Annotated in this window: 12 protein-coding genes; 5 read left to right on the forward strand and 7 right to left on the reverse strand. The window is 74.1% G+C overall.

Annotation, left to right across the window (positions count from 1 at the left end; translation table 11 throughout):
• Positions 1-43: 43 nt before the first annotated feature.
• The 4 genes from OMK64_RS10325 to OMK64_RS10340 all read right to left on the reverse strand — a co-directional run bounded on the left by OMK64_RS10325 (position 44) and on the right by OMK64_RS10340 (position 5286).
• Complete coding sequence (locus OMK64_RS10325) at positions 44-856, reverse strand: MBL fold metallo-hydrolase (protein WP_272728085.1); 813 nt, start codon at positions 854-856, stop codon at positions 44-46.
• Positions 857-1079: 223 nt separating this feature from the next.
• The gene (gene glpK, locus OMK64_RS10330; protein WP_272728088.1) at positions 1080-2603 is read right to left on the reverse strand and encodes a glycerol kinase GlpK; all 1524 of its coding nucleotides are present in this window, start codon (positions 2601-2603) and stop codon (positions 1080-1082) included.
• A gap of 29 nt (positions 2604-2632) precedes the next feature.
• Positions 2633-3385: an MIP/aquaporin family protein gene (locus OMK64_RS10335; protein WP_272728175.1), complete on the reverse strand. Its 753-nt coding sequence runs from the start codon at positions 3383-3385 to the stop codon at positions 2633-2635.
• An 89-nt stretch (positions 3386-3474) separates the two neighbouring features.
• Entirely contained in the window at positions 3475-5286 is a 1812-nt protein-coding gene (locus OMK64_RS10340) for a glycerol-3-phosphate dehydrogenase/oxidase (RefSeq protein ID WP_272728090.1), read from the reverse strand.
• 140 nt (positions 5287-5426) lie between these two features.
• Between OMK64_RS10340 and OMK64_RS10345 the strand changes: the two genes are divergently transcribed.
• From OMK64_RS10345 to OMK64_RS10360, 4 genes are all read left to right on the forward strand, one after another.
• Entirely contained in the window at positions 5427-6419 is a 993-nt protein-coding gene (locus OMK64_RS10345) for a sugar-binding transcriptional regulator (protein ID WP_272728092.1), read from the forward strand.
• A 147-nt stretch (positions 6420-6566) separates the two neighbouring features.
• Positions 6567-7907: an APC family permease gene (locus tag OMK64_RS10350; protein ID WP_272728094.1), complete on the forward strand. Its 1341-nt coding sequence runs from the start codon at positions 6567-6569 to the stop codon at positions 7905-7907.
• Positions 7908-8018: 111 nt separating this feature from the next.
• Positions 8019-8900 (forward strand): histidine kinase, encoded by an 882-nt coding sequence (locus OMK64_RS10355; protein WP_272728096.1) that lies wholly within the window; start codon positions 8019-8021, stop codon positions 8898-8900.
• Positions 8901-8979: 79 nt separating this feature from the next.
• The gene (locus OMK64_RS10360; protein WP_272728098.1) at positions 8980-9504 is read left to right on the forward strand and encodes an amino-acid N-acetyltransferase; all 525 of its coding nucleotides are present in this window, start codon (positions 8980-8982) and stop codon (positions 9502-9504) included.
• A gap of 22 nt (positions 9505-9526) precedes the next feature.
• Here the strand turns inward: OMK64_RS10360 and uca are convergent, their stop codons facing one another.
• From uca to OMK64_RS10375, 3 genes are read right to left on the reverse strand one after another with little or no spacing between them, the layout of a single operon-like run.
• The gene (uca, locus tag OMK64_RS10365; protein ID WP_272728100.1) at positions 9527-13168 is read right to left on the reverse strand and encodes an urea carboxylase; all 3642 of its coding nucleotides are present in this window, start codon (positions 13166-13168) and stop codon (positions 9527-9529) included.
• Complete coding sequence (locus OMK64_RS10370; protein WP_272728103.1) at positions 13165-13956, reverse strand: urea amidolyase associated protein UAAP2; 792 nt, start codon at positions 13954-13956, stop codon at positions 13165-13167. Before OMK64_RS10370 ends, uca begins: the two co-directional genes overlap by 4 nt.
• The gene (locus tag OMK64_RS10375) at positions 13953-14825 is read right to left on the reverse strand and encodes an urea amidolyase associated protein UAAP1 (RefSeq protein ID WP_272728105.1); all 873 of its coding nucleotides are present in this window, start codon (positions 14823-14825) and stop codon (positions 13953-13955) included. The genes OMK64_RS10370 and OMK64_RS10375 overlap by 4 nt, the downstream gene beginning before the upstream one ends.
• Positions 14826-15119: 294 nt before the next feature.
• On the opposite strand from OMK64_RS10375, the gene OMK64_RS10380 reads away from it, so the two are divergent.
• Positions 15120-15995, forward strand: coding sequence for a TetR/AcrR family transcriptional regulator (locus OMK64_RS10380; protein ID WP_272728108.1), 876 nt, complete (start codon positions 15120-15122; stop codon positions 15993-15995).
• Positions 15996-16015: the final 20 nt, after the last annotated feature.

Raw genomic sequence — 16015 nt, forward strand, 5'->3', positions numbered from 1 at the left:
TCCGCCCACCCCGACGGTATGTCGGCGACGCGGTTCGCGCGCGTCAGGTGAGGTCGTCGAAGTCGCCGCGGGTCCAGGCGGCGTGCCGTTCGGCGGACCGCTGCACGACGGCCGACGCGTCGGCGGGGATGACGCCGTCGAAGTTGTTGTAGAGCCGGTCGAACGGCCGCCGCGCGACGTGCGCCGCGACGCGCAGCGCGACCGCGCCGGACAGCGGGATGCGGTTCGGGTAGGACCGCATGAACGACGCGGTGCGGTCGGGGTTCGCGAAGATCGTGTCGCCCGACAGCAGCACGCCGCGGCCCTCGGCACCTGCGGCCCAGTGCACGACCGCGCTGCCGGCGAAGTGCCCGCCGGGCTGGGACAGCACGACGCCGGGCAGCGCCTCGCGCTCGCCCTCCCACGTCTCGATGCACGGGTCCGGCCGCTGCACCCAGCCCGCGTCCGCCGCGGACACGAGCACCGGCACCCCGCCGAGCGCACGGCTCCACTCGACCTGCACGCCGAACATGTGCGGGTGCGACGCCGCGACCGCGACCACGTCGCCGAGCGCGCGGACCGCCGCGACCGCGGCGTCGTCGACGTAGCCGAGCGGGTCCCACAGCAGCATCCCGGTGGGTGTGCGCAGCAGCTTCGACTCCTGCGCGATCCCCACGCCGGGCGCGACCGTCAGGCCGAAGAGGTCGGGCTCGAGCTCGCGGACCGCGACGCCGTGCCCCTCGGACCGCAGGTCGTCGAGCGTCGTCCACTCCTGGCCCGTCACGGGCACCCACTGCCGCTCGTCGGCGCAGATGGGGCACACGTCGGACCGCTCGGCGCTCTCGACCGCGCACGTCCGGCAGATCCACCACGTCATCGTCGTCTCCTCCGCGGCCCCCGGCGCACACGGCCGCGGGTCCGCCGCCCATGCTGCCGTCGACCACCCACGACGAGCGAGGGCGGGGTCCGTCGTCGGAAACGCGATCCATGCCCGGGCCCTCGTCGTCCCGGGCACGCCGAGGGCCGGGTGGCCTGCGGTCCACCCGGCCCTCGTGACGGTCGCGGCTGCCCCGGTGCCGCGTCCGTCCTCCCGTGACGTCCTACTGCACGTCGTCGTCGACCCAGTCGAAGGTCTTGGTGACGGCCTTCTTCCACAGGCGGTACTGGCGGTCGCGCTCGGCCTCGTCGGCGTTCGGCTCCCAGCGCTTGTCCTCGGCCCAGTTGTCGATGACGTCCTGCTCGCCGGACCAGTACCCGACGGCGATGCCCGCGGCGTACGCGGCGCCGAGGGCGGTGGTCTCGGCGACCTTCGGCCGGATGACGGGCACGCCGAGGATGTCGGCCTGGAACTGCATGAGCGCGTCGTTGGCGACCATGCCGCCGTCGACCTTGAGCTCGGTGAGGTCCACGCCCGAGTCGGCGTTCATCGCGTCGAGCACCTCGCGCGTCTGGAAGGCGGTGGCCTCCAGCGCGGCGCGGGCGATGTGGCCCTTGTTGACGTACCGCGTGAGCCCGACGAGCGCACCGCGCGCGTCCGCCCGCCAGTACGGCGCGAACAGGCCCGAGAAGGCGGGCACGAAGTACGCGCCGCCGTTGTCCTCGACGGTCGCCGCGAGCTGCTCGATCTCGGGCGCCGACGAGATGATCCCGAGGTTGTCGCGCAGCCACTGCACGAGCGACCCGGTGACCGCGATCGAGCCCTCGAGGGCGTAGACCGGGTCGGCGTCGCCGATCTTGTAGCAGAGCGTGGTGAGCAGGCCGTTCTTCGACGGGATGGGCTTCGTGCCGGTGTTGAGCAGCATGAAGTTGCCGGTGCCGTACGTGTTCTTGGCCGTGCCGACCTCGAAGCACGCCTGCCCGAACGTCGCCGCCTGCTGGTCGCCGAGGATGCCGGCGATCGGGACACCGGGCACCATGCCGCCCTCACGGCCGTTGCCGTAGACCTCGGACGACGACCGGATCTCGGGGAGCATCGACAGCGGGATGCCCATCTCGCCCGCGATCTCCTCGTTCCACGACAGCGTGTCGAGGTTCATGAGCATCGTGCGGGACGCGTTGGTGACGTCGGTGACGTGCACGCCGCCGTCGACGCCGCCCGTCATGTTCCACAGCACCCACGCGTCGGTGTTGCCGAACGCGAGGTCGCCGCGCTCGGCCTTCTCGCGCGCACCGTCGACGTTGTCGAGGATCCACTTGATCTTCGGGCCGGAGAAGTACGTCGCGAGCGGCAGGCCGACGCGGTCCTTGTAGCGGTCCGCACCACCGCCGAGCGCCCCCAGCTCGTCGGCGATCTTCTGCGTGCGCGTGTCCTGCCAGACGATCGCGTTGTAGACCGGCTTGCCGGTGGTGCGGTCCCAGACGACGGCCGTCTCGCGCTGGTTGGTGATGCCGACGGCCGCGATGTCGCGGTGCGTCAGGTTCGCACGGGTCAGGGCGAGGCCGACGACCTCACGGACGTTGACCCAGATCTCCTCGGGGTCGTGCTCGACCCACCCCGCTCTGGGGAAGATCTGCTCGTGCTCCTTCTGGCCGACGGCGACGATCTGGCCGCCGTGGTCGAAGACGATCGCGCGGGAGCTGGTGGTGCCCTGGTCGATCGCCAGGACGTACTGCGTGTCGGGCATGGGGGTCTGCCTTTCGGTCGAGGCCGCGGTCAGTAGAGGTAGGCGGCGCCGACGAGTCCCGCGAGGACACCGCCGACGAGGGGCCCGAGCACCGGGACCCACGAGTACGACCAGTCGCCCCCGCCCTTGCCGGGGATCGGGAGGACGGCGTGCGCGATGCGCGGGCCGAGGTCACGCGCCGGGTTGATGGCGTAGCCGGTGGGTCCGCCGAGGCTCGCGCCGATGCCCACGACGAGCAGCGCGACCGCGAGCGGGCCGAGGCCGGACGGCGTCGGTCCGAACGCGAGGACGACGAAGACCAGCACGAAGGTCGCGATGACCTCGGTGACGAAGTTCCACGCGTACGACCGCAGGGCCGGACCGGTGGAGAAGACCGCGAGCTTGATGCCCGGCTCGGCCTCCTGGTCGAAGTGCTTCTTGTAGGCCAGCCAGGCGAGGACGGCACCGACGAACGCGCCGATCATCTGCGCGAGCCAGTACCAGAGCATGTTGCCGACGGTCGGGGCGATCGAGGCGGTGACGATGTCTTCTGGCCCCGTCTTGCTGTAGAACGGCTGGTCGGCCGTGAACAGACCGATCGTGACGGCGGGGTTGAGGTGGGCGCCCGACTTGAAGGCGGTGTAGACACCGGCGAAGACGGCGAGACCCCATCCGAAGTTGATGAGGAGCCAGCCGCCGCCGAAGCCCTTCGTGCCGGGCAGGATCACGTTCGCCACCACACCGGCGCCGAGCAGGATCAGCATCGCGGTACCGAAGATCTCGGAGACGAACGCCTGGGACATGAGTGTGCCCACGGCCTATCCCTTCTGTTGACGAGACGTCGTTGTCACGTGCACCCCGCGCACGGGCCGCGGGGAGTCTGGGGTGGTGCTCAGGTGCCGGCCGGACCGGCCGATCCGCGGCCGCGCGGCGAGCCGGGCTTGGTCCCGGCCTCGACCACGTCGTCCAGGCGGCGCATCGGCGCCAGGTCGGCGGCGCGCAGGCGCACCTGCTCGGCCGCCGCGTCGTCGTGCTCCTGCGCGGCGGCGTCCTCGGCCTCGGCGCGCGCGGTGTACGCGGCGATCTCCTTGCTGCGCGTGCGCTCGTCCCAGCCCAGGACGGGGGCGATGAGGTCGACGATCTCGTCGAGCGCGCCCACGCCCTTGTCGGCCTGCTCGTAGTTGAGCCGGGTGCGGTGCATCATCACGTCGTCGAGGTGCAGGGCACCCTCGTGGCTGACGGCGTAGACGATCTCGGCACCGATGTACGCGGGTGCGTTCTTCAGCGGCTCGGCGAGCGCCGGCTCGGCGTCGACGAGGTCGATGAGCTCCCCGAGCAGCGAGCCGTACCGGTGCAGCAGGTGGTCCATGCGCGGCCGGTCCCAGCCGTACTTCGCGCCGATGGCCTTCGCCTGGCGCTGGAACACGCGCAGGCCCTCGGCGCCGACGAGCGGCAGGTCGTGCGTGAGCGACGGCAGGCTCGTGGCGCGCGAGCCGATCGCGAAGTCGACGGCGTCCTTCGCCATGACGCGGTACGTCGTGAGCTTGCCACCGGCGATGACGGTCAGGCCGGGCGTCGGGGACGCGACGGTGTGCTCGCGCGACACCTTGGCCGACGACGTGCCCTCCTTGACGTGCGGCTGCAGGAGCGGCCGCAGGCCCGCCCAGGTGCCGATGACGTCGTCGCGGCTGATCGGCCGGGACAGCACGGCGTTCGCGTGCTCGATGACGTAGTCGATGTCCGCGCTCGTCGCGACGGGGTGCACGAGGTCCTGCTCCCACGGGGTGTCGGTCGTGCCGATCACCCAGTAGCGGGACCACGGGATGATGAACAGCACCGACTTCTCGGTCTGGAGGATCAGGCCGGTGTTGCCCGCGATGCGGCTGCGCGGCACGACGATGTGGATGCCCTTGGAGGCGAGCACGCGCAGGCCGCCCTCGGTACCGGCGAGGCTCTCCGTCTCCTCGGTCCAGACGCCTGTCGCGTTGATGACCGCGCGGGCCCGGACGTCGAGGTGCTCGCCCGTCTCGAGGTCGACGAGCTCGGCGCCGGTCACCGCGCCGCCCGTCGTGGTGTGCAGGTCGAGCACCTGGGTGCGGCTCGCGGCGTGCGCGCCGTACGACACGGCCGTGCGGATCAGGGTCTCGACGAGGCGCGCGTCGTCGACGCTCGCGTCCCAGTACCGGACTGCGCCGACCGCCGCGTCGTGCCGCAGGTCGGGGAACAGCCGCTCCATGCCCTTGCGGGACAGGTGCTGGTGCATCGGCATCGCGCGCTTGGAGCCGTTGACCGTGGCGAGCGTGTCGTAGAGCAGGACGCCCGCGCCGACGTACGCGCGCTCCCAGACGCGGTTCTCGAGCGGGTACAGGAACGAGACGGGCTTCACGAGGTGCGGCGCGAGCGTGTTGATGAGCAGGTCGCGCTCGGTGAGCGCCTCGCGCACCAGGTGGAAGTCGAGCATCTGCAGGTACCGCAGCCCGCCGTGCACGAGCTTGCTGGACCGGCTCGACGTGCCGCTCGCCCAGTCCTGCGCCTCGACGACGGCCGTCGACAGGCCGCGGGTCACGGCGTCGAGCGCGATGCCCGCGCCGGTCACACCGCCCCCGATGACCAGCACGTCGAGCTCGTTGCCGCGCTCGCCGCTCGCGCGCATGACGTCGAGCGCGTCCTGGCGTGCCTGGACCGTCAGTGGTGCTGTCCGCATGTGGTTCTCGTCCCCCGGGTGATTCGTCTGCCTCGGATCGCTGCGCCCGTGGCCGCTCGCTATCGTCATCACGGGGCGAACGGACGCGCAACCGGGGTGCACAAACGTGCATGCACAGGCGTCCGGGAGAGGAGGGGTCCATGTACGTCGAGCGGGAGCAGGACGTCCTGCGTGCGGCGTCCATGTACTACCTGCAGGACCTCAAGATGGAGGTCATCGCGCGGCACCTCGGGACGTCCCGGTCGACCGTCTCGCGACTCATCAAACGTGCACGGCAGGCCGGCCTCGTGGAGATCACGCTGCGCCCCGCGAGCACACGTGCACCCGGGCTGGGGCGGTCGGTGGCCGCCACGTTCGGCGTCGACGCCTACGTCGTGCCGGTGCCGGACTCCGCGTCGCACATCGAGCGGCTCGACCAGGTGTCGATGACCGCGGCACGCCTGCTCTCGTCGTGGTTCGACTCGGACATGGTCATGGGCGTGGCCTGGGGGACGACGCTCGCGTCGGTGTCCCGCTACCTCACGCCCAAGCCGACGCGCGGGTCGCACGTCGTGCAGCTCAACGGCGCCGCGAACATGCGCACGTCCGGGATCGAGTACGCGTCCGACCTCATCTCCTCGTTCGGCACCGCGTTCGGCGCGGCCGTGCACCACTTCTCGGTGCCCGCGTTCTTCGACTACCCCGACACCAAGCGCGCGATGTGGCGCGAGCGCTCGGTCATGCGCGTCCTCGACATGCAGCGGCGCGCGGACATCGCCGTCTTCTCGGTGGGGGCCGTGGCGGGCGCGGTCCCGTCGCACGTGTACTCCGCCGGCTACCTCGACGACGCCGACGTGCGCCTGCTGCACGACGAGGGCGTCGTCGGTGACGTCTGCACGGTCTTCCTGCGCGCCGACGGGTCGTGGCAGGACGTGCACCTGAACGAACGTGCGACGGGCCCGACGCCCGAGGAGCTGCAGCGCGTGCCGCGTCGGGTGTGCGTCGTCGCGGGGGACAACAAGGTCGCGCCGCTGCTCGCCGCGCTGCGCGCGGGGGTCGTGACGGACCTCGTCGTCGACGAGCTCACCGCGACCGGGCTGCTCGACGCGGCCGAGCCGCCGCCACCACGTCGCAGCCGCGCGACGCACGCCTGACCGGGCTGCTCGACGCGGCCGAGCCGTCGACACCGACCGGCCGCAGCGCCGCGGCGCCCGTCCGGCCGGACGCCGTGCCGCCCCGCCGCGGCCGCGGGCCGGTCCGCTCGCCGTGCGGACCGGCCACCCGGTGCTGATACTCGCCCGATGACCGACACCGCCACCGCACCCGACGACGTCGACGCCACGCGTCTGCGGCGCAGCGTCTCCGGCCGCCTGCTGTTCCTGTTCATCCTGGGCGACGTGCTCGGCGCGGGCGTGTACGCCCTGGTCGGCGAGCTCGCGGGCGAGGCGGGCGGCATGGTGTGGGTGCCGCTGCTCGTCGCGCTCGGCATGGCGCTGCTCACGGCCGCGTCGTACGCGGAGCTCGTGACGAAGTACCCGCGGGCCGGCGGGTCGGCGGTCTACGCGCAGCGCGCCTTCGGGCGGCCGGTCGTGTCCTTCCTCGTCGGCTACTGCATGCTCGCGGCGGGCGTGACCTCGGCGGCGGGGCTGTCGCTCGCGTTCACCGGGGACTACCTCGGCGTCTTCGTCGACGTGCCCGCCGTCCCCGCGGCCCTCGTCTTCCTGGCGCTCGTCGCCGCGCTCAACGCGCGCGGGATCCAGGAGTCGCTGCGCGCGAACGTCGTCATGACCGCGATCGAGCTCAGCGGGCTGGTGCTGGTCGTCGTGCTGGGGGCGATCGTGCTCGGCCGCGGCGACGGCGACGTGTCGCGCCTGACCGAGCTCCCCGAGGGCACGGGCGTCGCGGCCGCGACCCTCGGCGGTGCGCTCATCGCGTTCTACTCGTTCGTCGGCTTCGAGACGTCCGCGAACCTCGCCGAGGAGGTCCGCGACGTGCGTCGCACGTACCCGCGCGCGCTGTTCGGCGCGCTGCTCACGGCCGGGGTCGTCTACGTGCTCGTGGGGATCGTCGCGCCCGCGGTCGTCGCGCCCGCCGACCTGCAGGCGTCGAGCGGGCCGCTGCTCGAGGTCGTGCGCGTGGCCGGCGGGGTGCCGCTCGAGGTGTTCTCCGTCGTGGCCCTCGTCGCCGTCGCGAACGGCGCGCTGCTCACGATGATCATGGCCAGCCGGCTCGCGTACGGCATGGCCGAGGAGGGGCTGCTCCCGTCCGTCTTCGGGAGGGTGCTGCCGGGCCGGCGGACGCCCGTCGTCGCGATCGTCGTCACGACGGCCGTCGCGATGGTGCTCACCACGACCGGCTCGCTCGTCGACCTCGCGTCGACCGTCGTGCTGCTCCTGCTGCTCGTCTTCCTCAGCACCAACGTCGCGGTGCTCGTGCTGCGGCGCGACCGCGTCGAGCAGCCGCACTTCCGGGCGTGGACGCCCCTGCCCGTGCTGGCGGCCGCGACCTGCGTCGGGCTGCTCACGCAGCAGGAGGCGCGGCACTGGCTGCTCGCCGGGGTGCTGCTCGGCGTCGGGCTCGTGCTCTACGCCGTCGCGCGGTTCGCGTCGCGCCGGTCGGGGGACGCGTCGCGGCAGGCGTGACGCGACTTCGTCACTCGTCCGGGTGGTTCTGGACGGCTGGCTCACGTTGTCACAGCGTCCGGGCGCGGACGGGCGTGGCGCGGTGTCGGTGGTGCAGGGCACCATCGTGTCATGGCCGATGACGACGCAGTCTCACAGCGCTATGACGGCGCCGCACGACGCGGTCACGACCGTGTCGCCACGCGACCCGGTCCGCTCGCCGGCGTCCTCGCCGGTGTCGTCGGCGTGAGCCTCGCGCTCTCGCCCGAGCTCGTCCTCGTCCCCGGTGGCGCCTACCTCACGCACCCCCCGCTCCAGTCGCCGCTGCTTCTCGCCGCGATCGCCGCCGTCGTCGTCGGTGTGCTCGTCGCCCGGCGCCACCCCGGGTGGGCGACCGTCCTCGTCCTCATGCCCTTCGCGACCACCGTCTGGACGGGCTGGTTCGTCCTCGGCTGGTGGGCCGGGCTCGTCGCCGTCGCGGCCGTCGCCGCCCACCGCGGTCCGCGTCGCGCGCTGCTGCCCGCCGCCGCGGCCGTCGCCGTCACGGCCTGGTTCACCGTGTCCGACATCATCGCGTCCGTACCGCTCGGGTCGAGCGCGGTCGGGGACGGCCGCGACGAGCTCGTGTCGATCGCCGCGATGCTCGGCCTGCTCCTCGTCGCCATCACCATCGCGACGGTCGGCGGGATGGTCGACCGGCCGCGCGAGCCCGACGCGGCCCCCGACGACGACGCCGCCGCGGAACGGGCGCGGCTCGCCCGCGAGCTCACCGACGCCGCCGCCCGGCGCATCTCGCTCGTCGCCGCCCGTGCCGAGACCGCCCCGCCCTACCGCTACCGCGACGGCGGCGCCGACCGGCGCGCGGCCCTCGCGGCGCTCGCGGTCGACGCCCGGCGCGCCCTCGGCGAGCTGCGGCACGCGCTCGTCGTCCTCGACGACGCCGACGCCCGGGCCGACCGCCCCGGTCCGGCGGGCCGCGCGGAACCGGGGCTCCGCGCGGGGGCGCTGCGCTGACGGCCGCACCGGTCGCCGCGGTCCCGACGCGCGTGACCCTGCCGGACCGGCGACCGGGGGTGCCGGTTACCGTGTCCGCGTGACGACCGACCAGCTCACGATCCGGTCCGCCCGCCCGGCCGACGTGCGCGCGATCCGTGCCCTCGTCCAGCCCTACGCCGACCAGCGCATCCTGCTGGCCAAGGAGTGGGTGGGCTACTACGAGGCCGTGCAGGAGTTCGTCGTCGCCGAGGCGCCCGACGGGACCGTCGTGGGCTGCGGGGCCCTGCACGTCATGTGGCAGGACCTCGCCGAGATCCGCACGCTCGCCGTCGACCCGACGTACCGCGGTCAGGGCGTCGGGCACCTGCTGCTCGACGCGCTCGTCGACCGCGCGCGCGACCTCGGGCTGCGGCGGCTGTTCTGCCTCACGTTCGAGGTCGACTTCTTCACCGCGCACGGGTTCCACGCGATCGAGGGCACGCCCGTCACGCCCGACGTGTACGCCGAGCTGCTGCGCTCGCACGACGACGGCGTCGCCGAGTTCCTCGACCTCGCACGCGTGAAGCCGAACACCCTCGGCAACACCCGCATGCTGATCGAGCTCGACGACCCGACGCACTGACCGGCGCCGTGACGGCCGTGGGTCACGCGGCGGTCGTCACCGCCACGGGGTCGAGGACGACGAGGACCTGACCGGGGCCGACCTGGTCGCCGGGCGTGACGGTGATCTCGACGACCGTGCCGCCGCTCGTCGCGACGACGGGCGCCTCCATCTTCATCGCCTCGAGCGCGAGCAGCTGCTGGCCGGGCTCGACGACGTCGCCGGGGCGGACGTCGACGCGGAACACGGTCGCGACGAACGGCGCCTCGACGCCGTCGCACCCGTCGGGCACCGCGACGCCGGTCGCCGAGGGGGCGGCGGGCTCGGGATCGCGACGGTCGAACTCGCCCGCCGCCTCCCACGCGGACCGCTCGGCGCCGAACGCGTCGGCCTGCCGCGCCTGGAACTCGGCGATCGAGGGCGCGTTCGCGGCGAGGAACCGCTCGTGCTCGGCGAGCGAGAACGTGCCCTCCTCGATGCGGACGTCGTGCCGGCCCGCGGCCATGTCGGCGCGCAGGTCGAGCAGCTCGTCGGCGCCGACGGGGTACCAGCGGATCGTGTCGAAGAACCGCAGCAGCCACGGCGTGCCCGGCTCGAACGGCCGGTGCCGCGCGTACGTGTCCCAGACCTGGATGGTCCGGCCGACGAACTGGTAGCCGCCCGGGCCCTCCATGCCGTAGATGCACAGGTACGCGCCGCCGATGCCGACCGCGTTCTGCGGCGTCCACGTGCGGGCCGGGTTGTACTTCGTCGTGACGAGGCGGTGCCGCGGGTCGAGCGGGGTCGCGACGGGCGCGCCGAGGTAGACGTCGCCGAGCCCGAGCACCTGGTACGACGCGTCGAACACGGTGCGGTACACGTCGTCGACCGAGTCGAGGCCGTTGATGCGGCGGATGAACTCGATGTTCCACGGGCACCACGGGGCGTCGTCGCGCACGCCGGCCATGTACCGCTGGATGGCCTCGCGCGTCGACGGGTCGTCCCACGAGAGCGGCAGGTGCACGGTGCGGCTCGGCACGACGAGGTCGCGCGTCGCGGGCAGCGTCTCCTCGACCTCCTCGACGATCTCGAGCGCGCGGCGCAGCGGCAGCACGTCCGGGTCGACGTGGAGCTGGAGCGAGCGGATGCCGGGCGTGAGGTCGACGACCCCGCGCAGGCCGTCGTGGTCGACGCGCTGCTGCACGGCCTCCATGAGCGCGTGGACGCGCATGCGCGACGCGAGGTCGAGCTTCATCGGCCCGTACTCGACGAGCAGGTTGTCGTCGCCGGAGCGGCGGTAGGTGACCTCGGGGTCGGTGGTCGTGCCGCCCGCCGGGACGCCCGTCGTCGCCGTGCGCGCCGGGCGGGCCGGCGTGCGGCCCAGGACGCCGCCGTCGACGTGCGGTGCGCGGCGGGGCACCGGGTCGGCCTGCGGGCGCCGGCGCAGGTCGTCGGCCTGCGCCTCGTCGACGGGCACGAACCGGACCTCGTCGCCGGGGCGCAGCTGCCCGAGCTTCCAGAGCTGGCCGAGCGCGACCGTCGCGGGGCACGTGAACCCGCCGAGGCTCGGGCCGTCGGGGCCGAGCAGGATCGGCAGGTCGCCCGTGTAGTCCACCGCGCCGACCGCGTAGGGCGTGTCGTGGATGTTCGACGGGTGCAGCCCCGCCTCGCCACCGTCGGGGCGCGCCCACGTCGGCTTGGGCCCGACGAGCCGCACGCCCGTCCGGGCCGAGTTGAAGTGCACCGACCACGTGGCGGCGTAGAACTCCTCGACGTCGTCCGTGGTGAAGAACTCCGGCGCCGCGTGCGGGCCCTCCAGTGCACCGATGCGCCACGACGACGGGATGACGGGCCTGTCGTCGACGGGCACGGCGTGCGCGGCGGGCGCGTCGGCCGGCGCGGTGCCCAGGGAGATCAGGTCGCCGGGGCGCAGGGGCAGGCCGGTCGCGCCGCCGATGCGGCCGAGGTCGAACGTCGCCGCCGAGCCGAGCACGTCGGGCACGTCGAGGCCGCCGCGCACGAGCACGTACGAGCGCATGCCCGCGGTCGGGGTGCCGATCGTCAGCAGGCCGCCCGCGGGGACGTCGACCGGCTCCCACTGCGGCACGGGCGTCCCGTCGACCGCGACGGGGGTCGGGGCGCCCGCGACCAGCACGGTCGCGCCGGTCACGAAGCGCAGCTCCGGGCCGGCCATCGTGCACTCGAGGCCCGGCGCACCCTCGGGGTTGCCGAGCGCGCGGTTGCCGAGGCGGAACGACAGGTCGTCCATCGGGCCCGACGGCGGGATGCCGACGTGCCACAGGTGCGTGCGGCCCGGCCAGTCCTGGATCGTCGTGAGCATTCCCGCGCGGACCACCTCGACGCGGGGCGTGGCGTCGCGGACGTGCGCGAGCGTGCCCGTGTGGTGCAGGGCCTCGGCGACCTCGGGCGTGCGGACGATGCTGCGCAGCAGGCCGAGGTTGGTCGCGATCCCGTCGAGGCGGCTCGCGGCGAGCGCGCCGTCGAGCGCGGCCCACGCCGCGGCGCGGTCGTCGCCCGCCGCCACGACCTTCGCGAGCAGCGGGTCGTAGTGCGTCGACACCTCCAGGCCGGGCTCGACCCAGGTGTCGACGCGCACGTCCGCCGGCACCGCGAAGGACGTCACCGTGCCCGCCGACGGCAGGTGGTCGCGGTCGGGGTTCTCCGCGTAGACGCGCGCCTCGACGGCCGCACCGCGCGGGTGCAGCGGCGTGTCGAGCGGGCTCGTGTCGCCCTGGGCCAGCCGGATCATCCAGGCCACGAGGTCGACGCCGTAGACGGCCTCCGTGACCGGGTGCTCGACCTGCAGGCGCGTGTTGACCTCGAGGAACGCCGCCTCCTCGCGCTCGGCGTCGTAGACGTACTCGACGGTGCCCGCGCTGCGGTACCGCACCGACGCCGCGAGGTCGCGCGCCGCGTCGGCGATCCGCTGCCGCACCACGTCGGGCAGCGCGGGCGCCGGGGCCTCCTCGACGACCTTCTGGTGCCGCCGCTGCAGCGAGCAGTCGCGGTCGCCCAGCGTGACGACGCGGCCGAGCCCGTCCCCGAACACCTGCACCTCGACGTGCCGCGCCGCGGTGATGAGCCGCTCCAGGTACACGCCGGCCGACCCGAACGCCGCACCCGCGGTCCTGCGGACCGCCTCCCAGGCCGCCGCCAGCTCGTCGGGCGTCGCGCACGCGCGCATGCCGATCCCGCCGCCGCCCGCCGTCGCCTTGAGCATGACCGGGAAGCCGATCCGCGCGGCCTCCGCCTGCGCCTCGTCGAGGTCCTCCAGCAGACCCGTCCCGACGAGCATCGGCATGTCGACCGCCGCCGCGGCCGCGCGGGCCGTGTGCTTCGCGCCGAACAGCTCGAGCTGGTCGGGCGTCGGCCCGACGAACGCGACGCCCGCCGCCTCGGCGGCCCGGGCGAACCCCGCGTTCTCCGACAGGAAGCCGTAGCCCGGGTGGATCGCCCCCGCACCGGTCGCGAGCGCCGCCTCGACGATCGCGTCGGCTCGCAGGTACGACTGCGCCGCCGGCGCCGGGCCCAGACGGACCGCGGTGTCGGCCAGGTGCACGTGCGGGGCGCCCGCGTCGGCGTCGGAGTAGACGGCCACCGTGCGCAGGCCCAGGTTGCGCGCGGTGCGCAGGATGCGGACCGCGATCTCGCCGCGGTTCGCGACGAGGAGGGTGTCGAAGCTCATCGTGCGGCCTCCGTCGTCGGCGTGGTCGGGGTGCCCGTCCGGTCGGGGTGGGTCACGACCATGCGGACCGGGGTCGGGTCGAAGCCGTTGCACGGGTTGTTGACCTGCGGGCAGTTCGAGACGACGACGAGGACGTCGCGCTCCGCCCGCAGCGACACCGCCAGCCCCGGTGCGGAGATGCCGTCGACGATGCCGAGCGCACCGTCCGGGTCGACCGGCACGTTCATGTACCAGTTGATGTTCGACACCAGGTCGCGCTTGCCGAGCCCGTGCCGCCCGCCCTCCGCGAGGAAGTTCTCGACGCATGCGTGCTGCGCGCGGGTGTGGTGGCCGTAGCGCAGGGTGTTCGACTCCTGCGAGCACGCGCCCCCCAGGGTGTCGTGCCGGCCGCAGGTGTCGGCGACGACCGTCATGAGCTCGCCGTGCTCGCAGTCGCGCAGCACCGATCCGGTCGTGAGGAACACCGAGTCCTGCGCCTGGATCGTGTCGGGCGCGCTGTACCGCAGCGACGTGTCGTGCGCGTCGTAGACGAGGAAGTCGACCGCCTGGTTGCCGCCGAGGTCGACGATCGTCAGCACGTCGCCGGCCGCGACCACCGCCGACCAGGGCGCGCGGGCCGGGACGACGTCGTCACGCAGCACCTCGCCGGCCGGGACGGGGTCGGCGTCGGGTGCCGGCCCGGTCGTCGGAGCAGAGGTGACGGGGGTCGCCGGGCTGGCTGCGGTCGCGGGGAACGCGTCGGCGACCGCCGTGTCGGGCGTGCCGGTCGCGGGCGTGGTCGTGGTCATGCGATCCCCCGGGCGGTGAGGTCGGCGACGGTGTTGGTGAAGGCGCGACGGCCCTCGGGAGTGGCGGTCCACAGCGGGTCCTCGGGCGTGGTGGCCGAGCCGTGCCAGGCGAGGACCTCGAGCGGCGACGACGTGAACTCCGGCCGCGGGTCGAGCGGGTGCGCGGTGTTGGCGACGAGCAGCAGCAGCGGCACCTCGGCGCGCAGCGTGACCGCCGCACCGGCGCCGGCCGAGCCCTCGAAGTGCGGACGGCCGTCGTCGTCGACCCGGACGCCCTGGAAGAACGACACGCTCGGCGGCAGGTCCCGACGTGTCAGCCCGTGCTTCGCGGCCGCCAGGGCGAACAGCTCACGGCCCGCGGGCGACGGGCCGTGCGCGTCGCCGTCGCCGTAGCGCTGCGCGTTGCGCGCGCGGGTCGTCGTGCCGAACAGCGCGTCCTGCCGGCCCGACGAGTCCTGCACGACCGAGGCGAGCACGCGGCCCGCGTCGGACAGCAGCAGGTGCCCCGCCGTCAGGTAGACCTGCCACTGCACCTTGACGGTGTCCGCGACGTTGAGCCGCTCCCACGGCCGGTCCAGCCGGTACGCGAGCACGTGCGCGCACGCGTCGCCGGTCAGGTCCGTGAGCCGGACGTGCGTGCCGCGCGCGACCGCGAGATGCGTGTACCCGCCGCCCGTGACGACCTCCGCGTGCACCAGGTCCGCCGGGTCGACGTCGGCCGGCGGGCTGGGCCAGGCGCTCGCGGGGAGCGTCGGCATCGCGTGGACCTGGCCGGCGGCTGCGGCCTCCTGGGCCCGGGCGTGTGCGCGGGCACCGGCGGTGGTGCCGGTCCCCGGGTCGCTCGTCGGGGGAGCGCTGGCGGTCGTCATGTCGGGCTCCTGGGTTTTCTGTCGTCTGACAGAAACAGCCTCCCGACCGCCTGTTCCCCGCCGGTCACCACCCCGTAAACGTTGCGTTACGCCGCCCCGCCGGCCGGGCGCCCGCTCGATACCGACATGGGTGCCGCTCACGGCCCGCGAACGGCACCCATGTCGGTATCGCCGCAGGAAGGGGCTCGCCCGGCGTCGACGCAGGCCCGGTGCCGGACATGTGCGTGGCAGTCGCCCGGGCCCGGGGGCGAGGTCTCCGGGCACCGCACGGACCGGTGGTACGTTCCCCAGGCCATGGGACGCAGACCTGGACGACCACGCGCGACCGGCGACCCGCACGAGCAGCGGGACACCCGGCAGGACGTGCTCGACGCCGCCGCGGCCCTGTTCTGCACCGTCGGCTACGCCGCGACCAGCACCCGCGCGGTCGCCGACCGGGCGGGCGTCCGGCAGGCGTCGATCTACCACCACTTCGCGAGCAAGGACGCGATCCTGCTCGACCTGCTGCTCGGGTCCGTCCGCCCGTCGCTCGAGCTCGCCGACCGCCTCGCGACCACCGACGACGCCCCGGCCGCCGCCCGCCTCTGGGCCCTCGCGCACGCCGACGTGCTGCTGCTGACGACGAGCCCCGTCAACGTCGGCGCGCTGTACCTGCTGCCCGAGGTCGACGGCGAGCAGTTCGCCGAGTTCCACGCGCTCCGCGACCGCCTGCGCACCCGCTACGACGACCTCGCCGCCCAGGTGCTCGCCGCGCTCGCGGCCGCCGGGGAAGCGCCCGCCACCGACGACGTGGTCGCGGTCGAGGCCGCCGGCCCGCTCGTCCTCGGGCTCGTCGAGTCGGTCATCCTCCGGCGGCGCGCGGGCGAGCGCCTCGACGACGACGCCGTCGCTCGGTCGGTGGCGGACGGCGTGCTCCGGCTCCTCGGCGGTGACGCCACGACCGTGGAGGCGGCACGCACCGCGTCCGCGGACCTCGCGTCGGCGGCCACGGGTGCGACCGCGCGCGCGTCGGGGGTCCGGGAGGTCACTGAGCGTGTCCCCGTCACCATGTCCGGCCGTGCGCCGCTCCCGGCGTCGGACCGTGCGCCGCTCGCCGCACCTGGCCGTGCACCGGTCTCCGCGCCGGACGACGGTCGCGGTGCGCCGTCCGTCGACGTAGCACCCGCGTGACCGTGCGCGTCCTCCGTCGC

Origin of the sequence: Cellulomonas fimi, assembly GCF_028527925.1 — a bacterium.
Lineage (GTDB): Bacteria > Actinomycetota > Actinomycetes > Actinomycetales > Cellulomonadaceae > Cellulomonas > Cellulomonas fimi_C.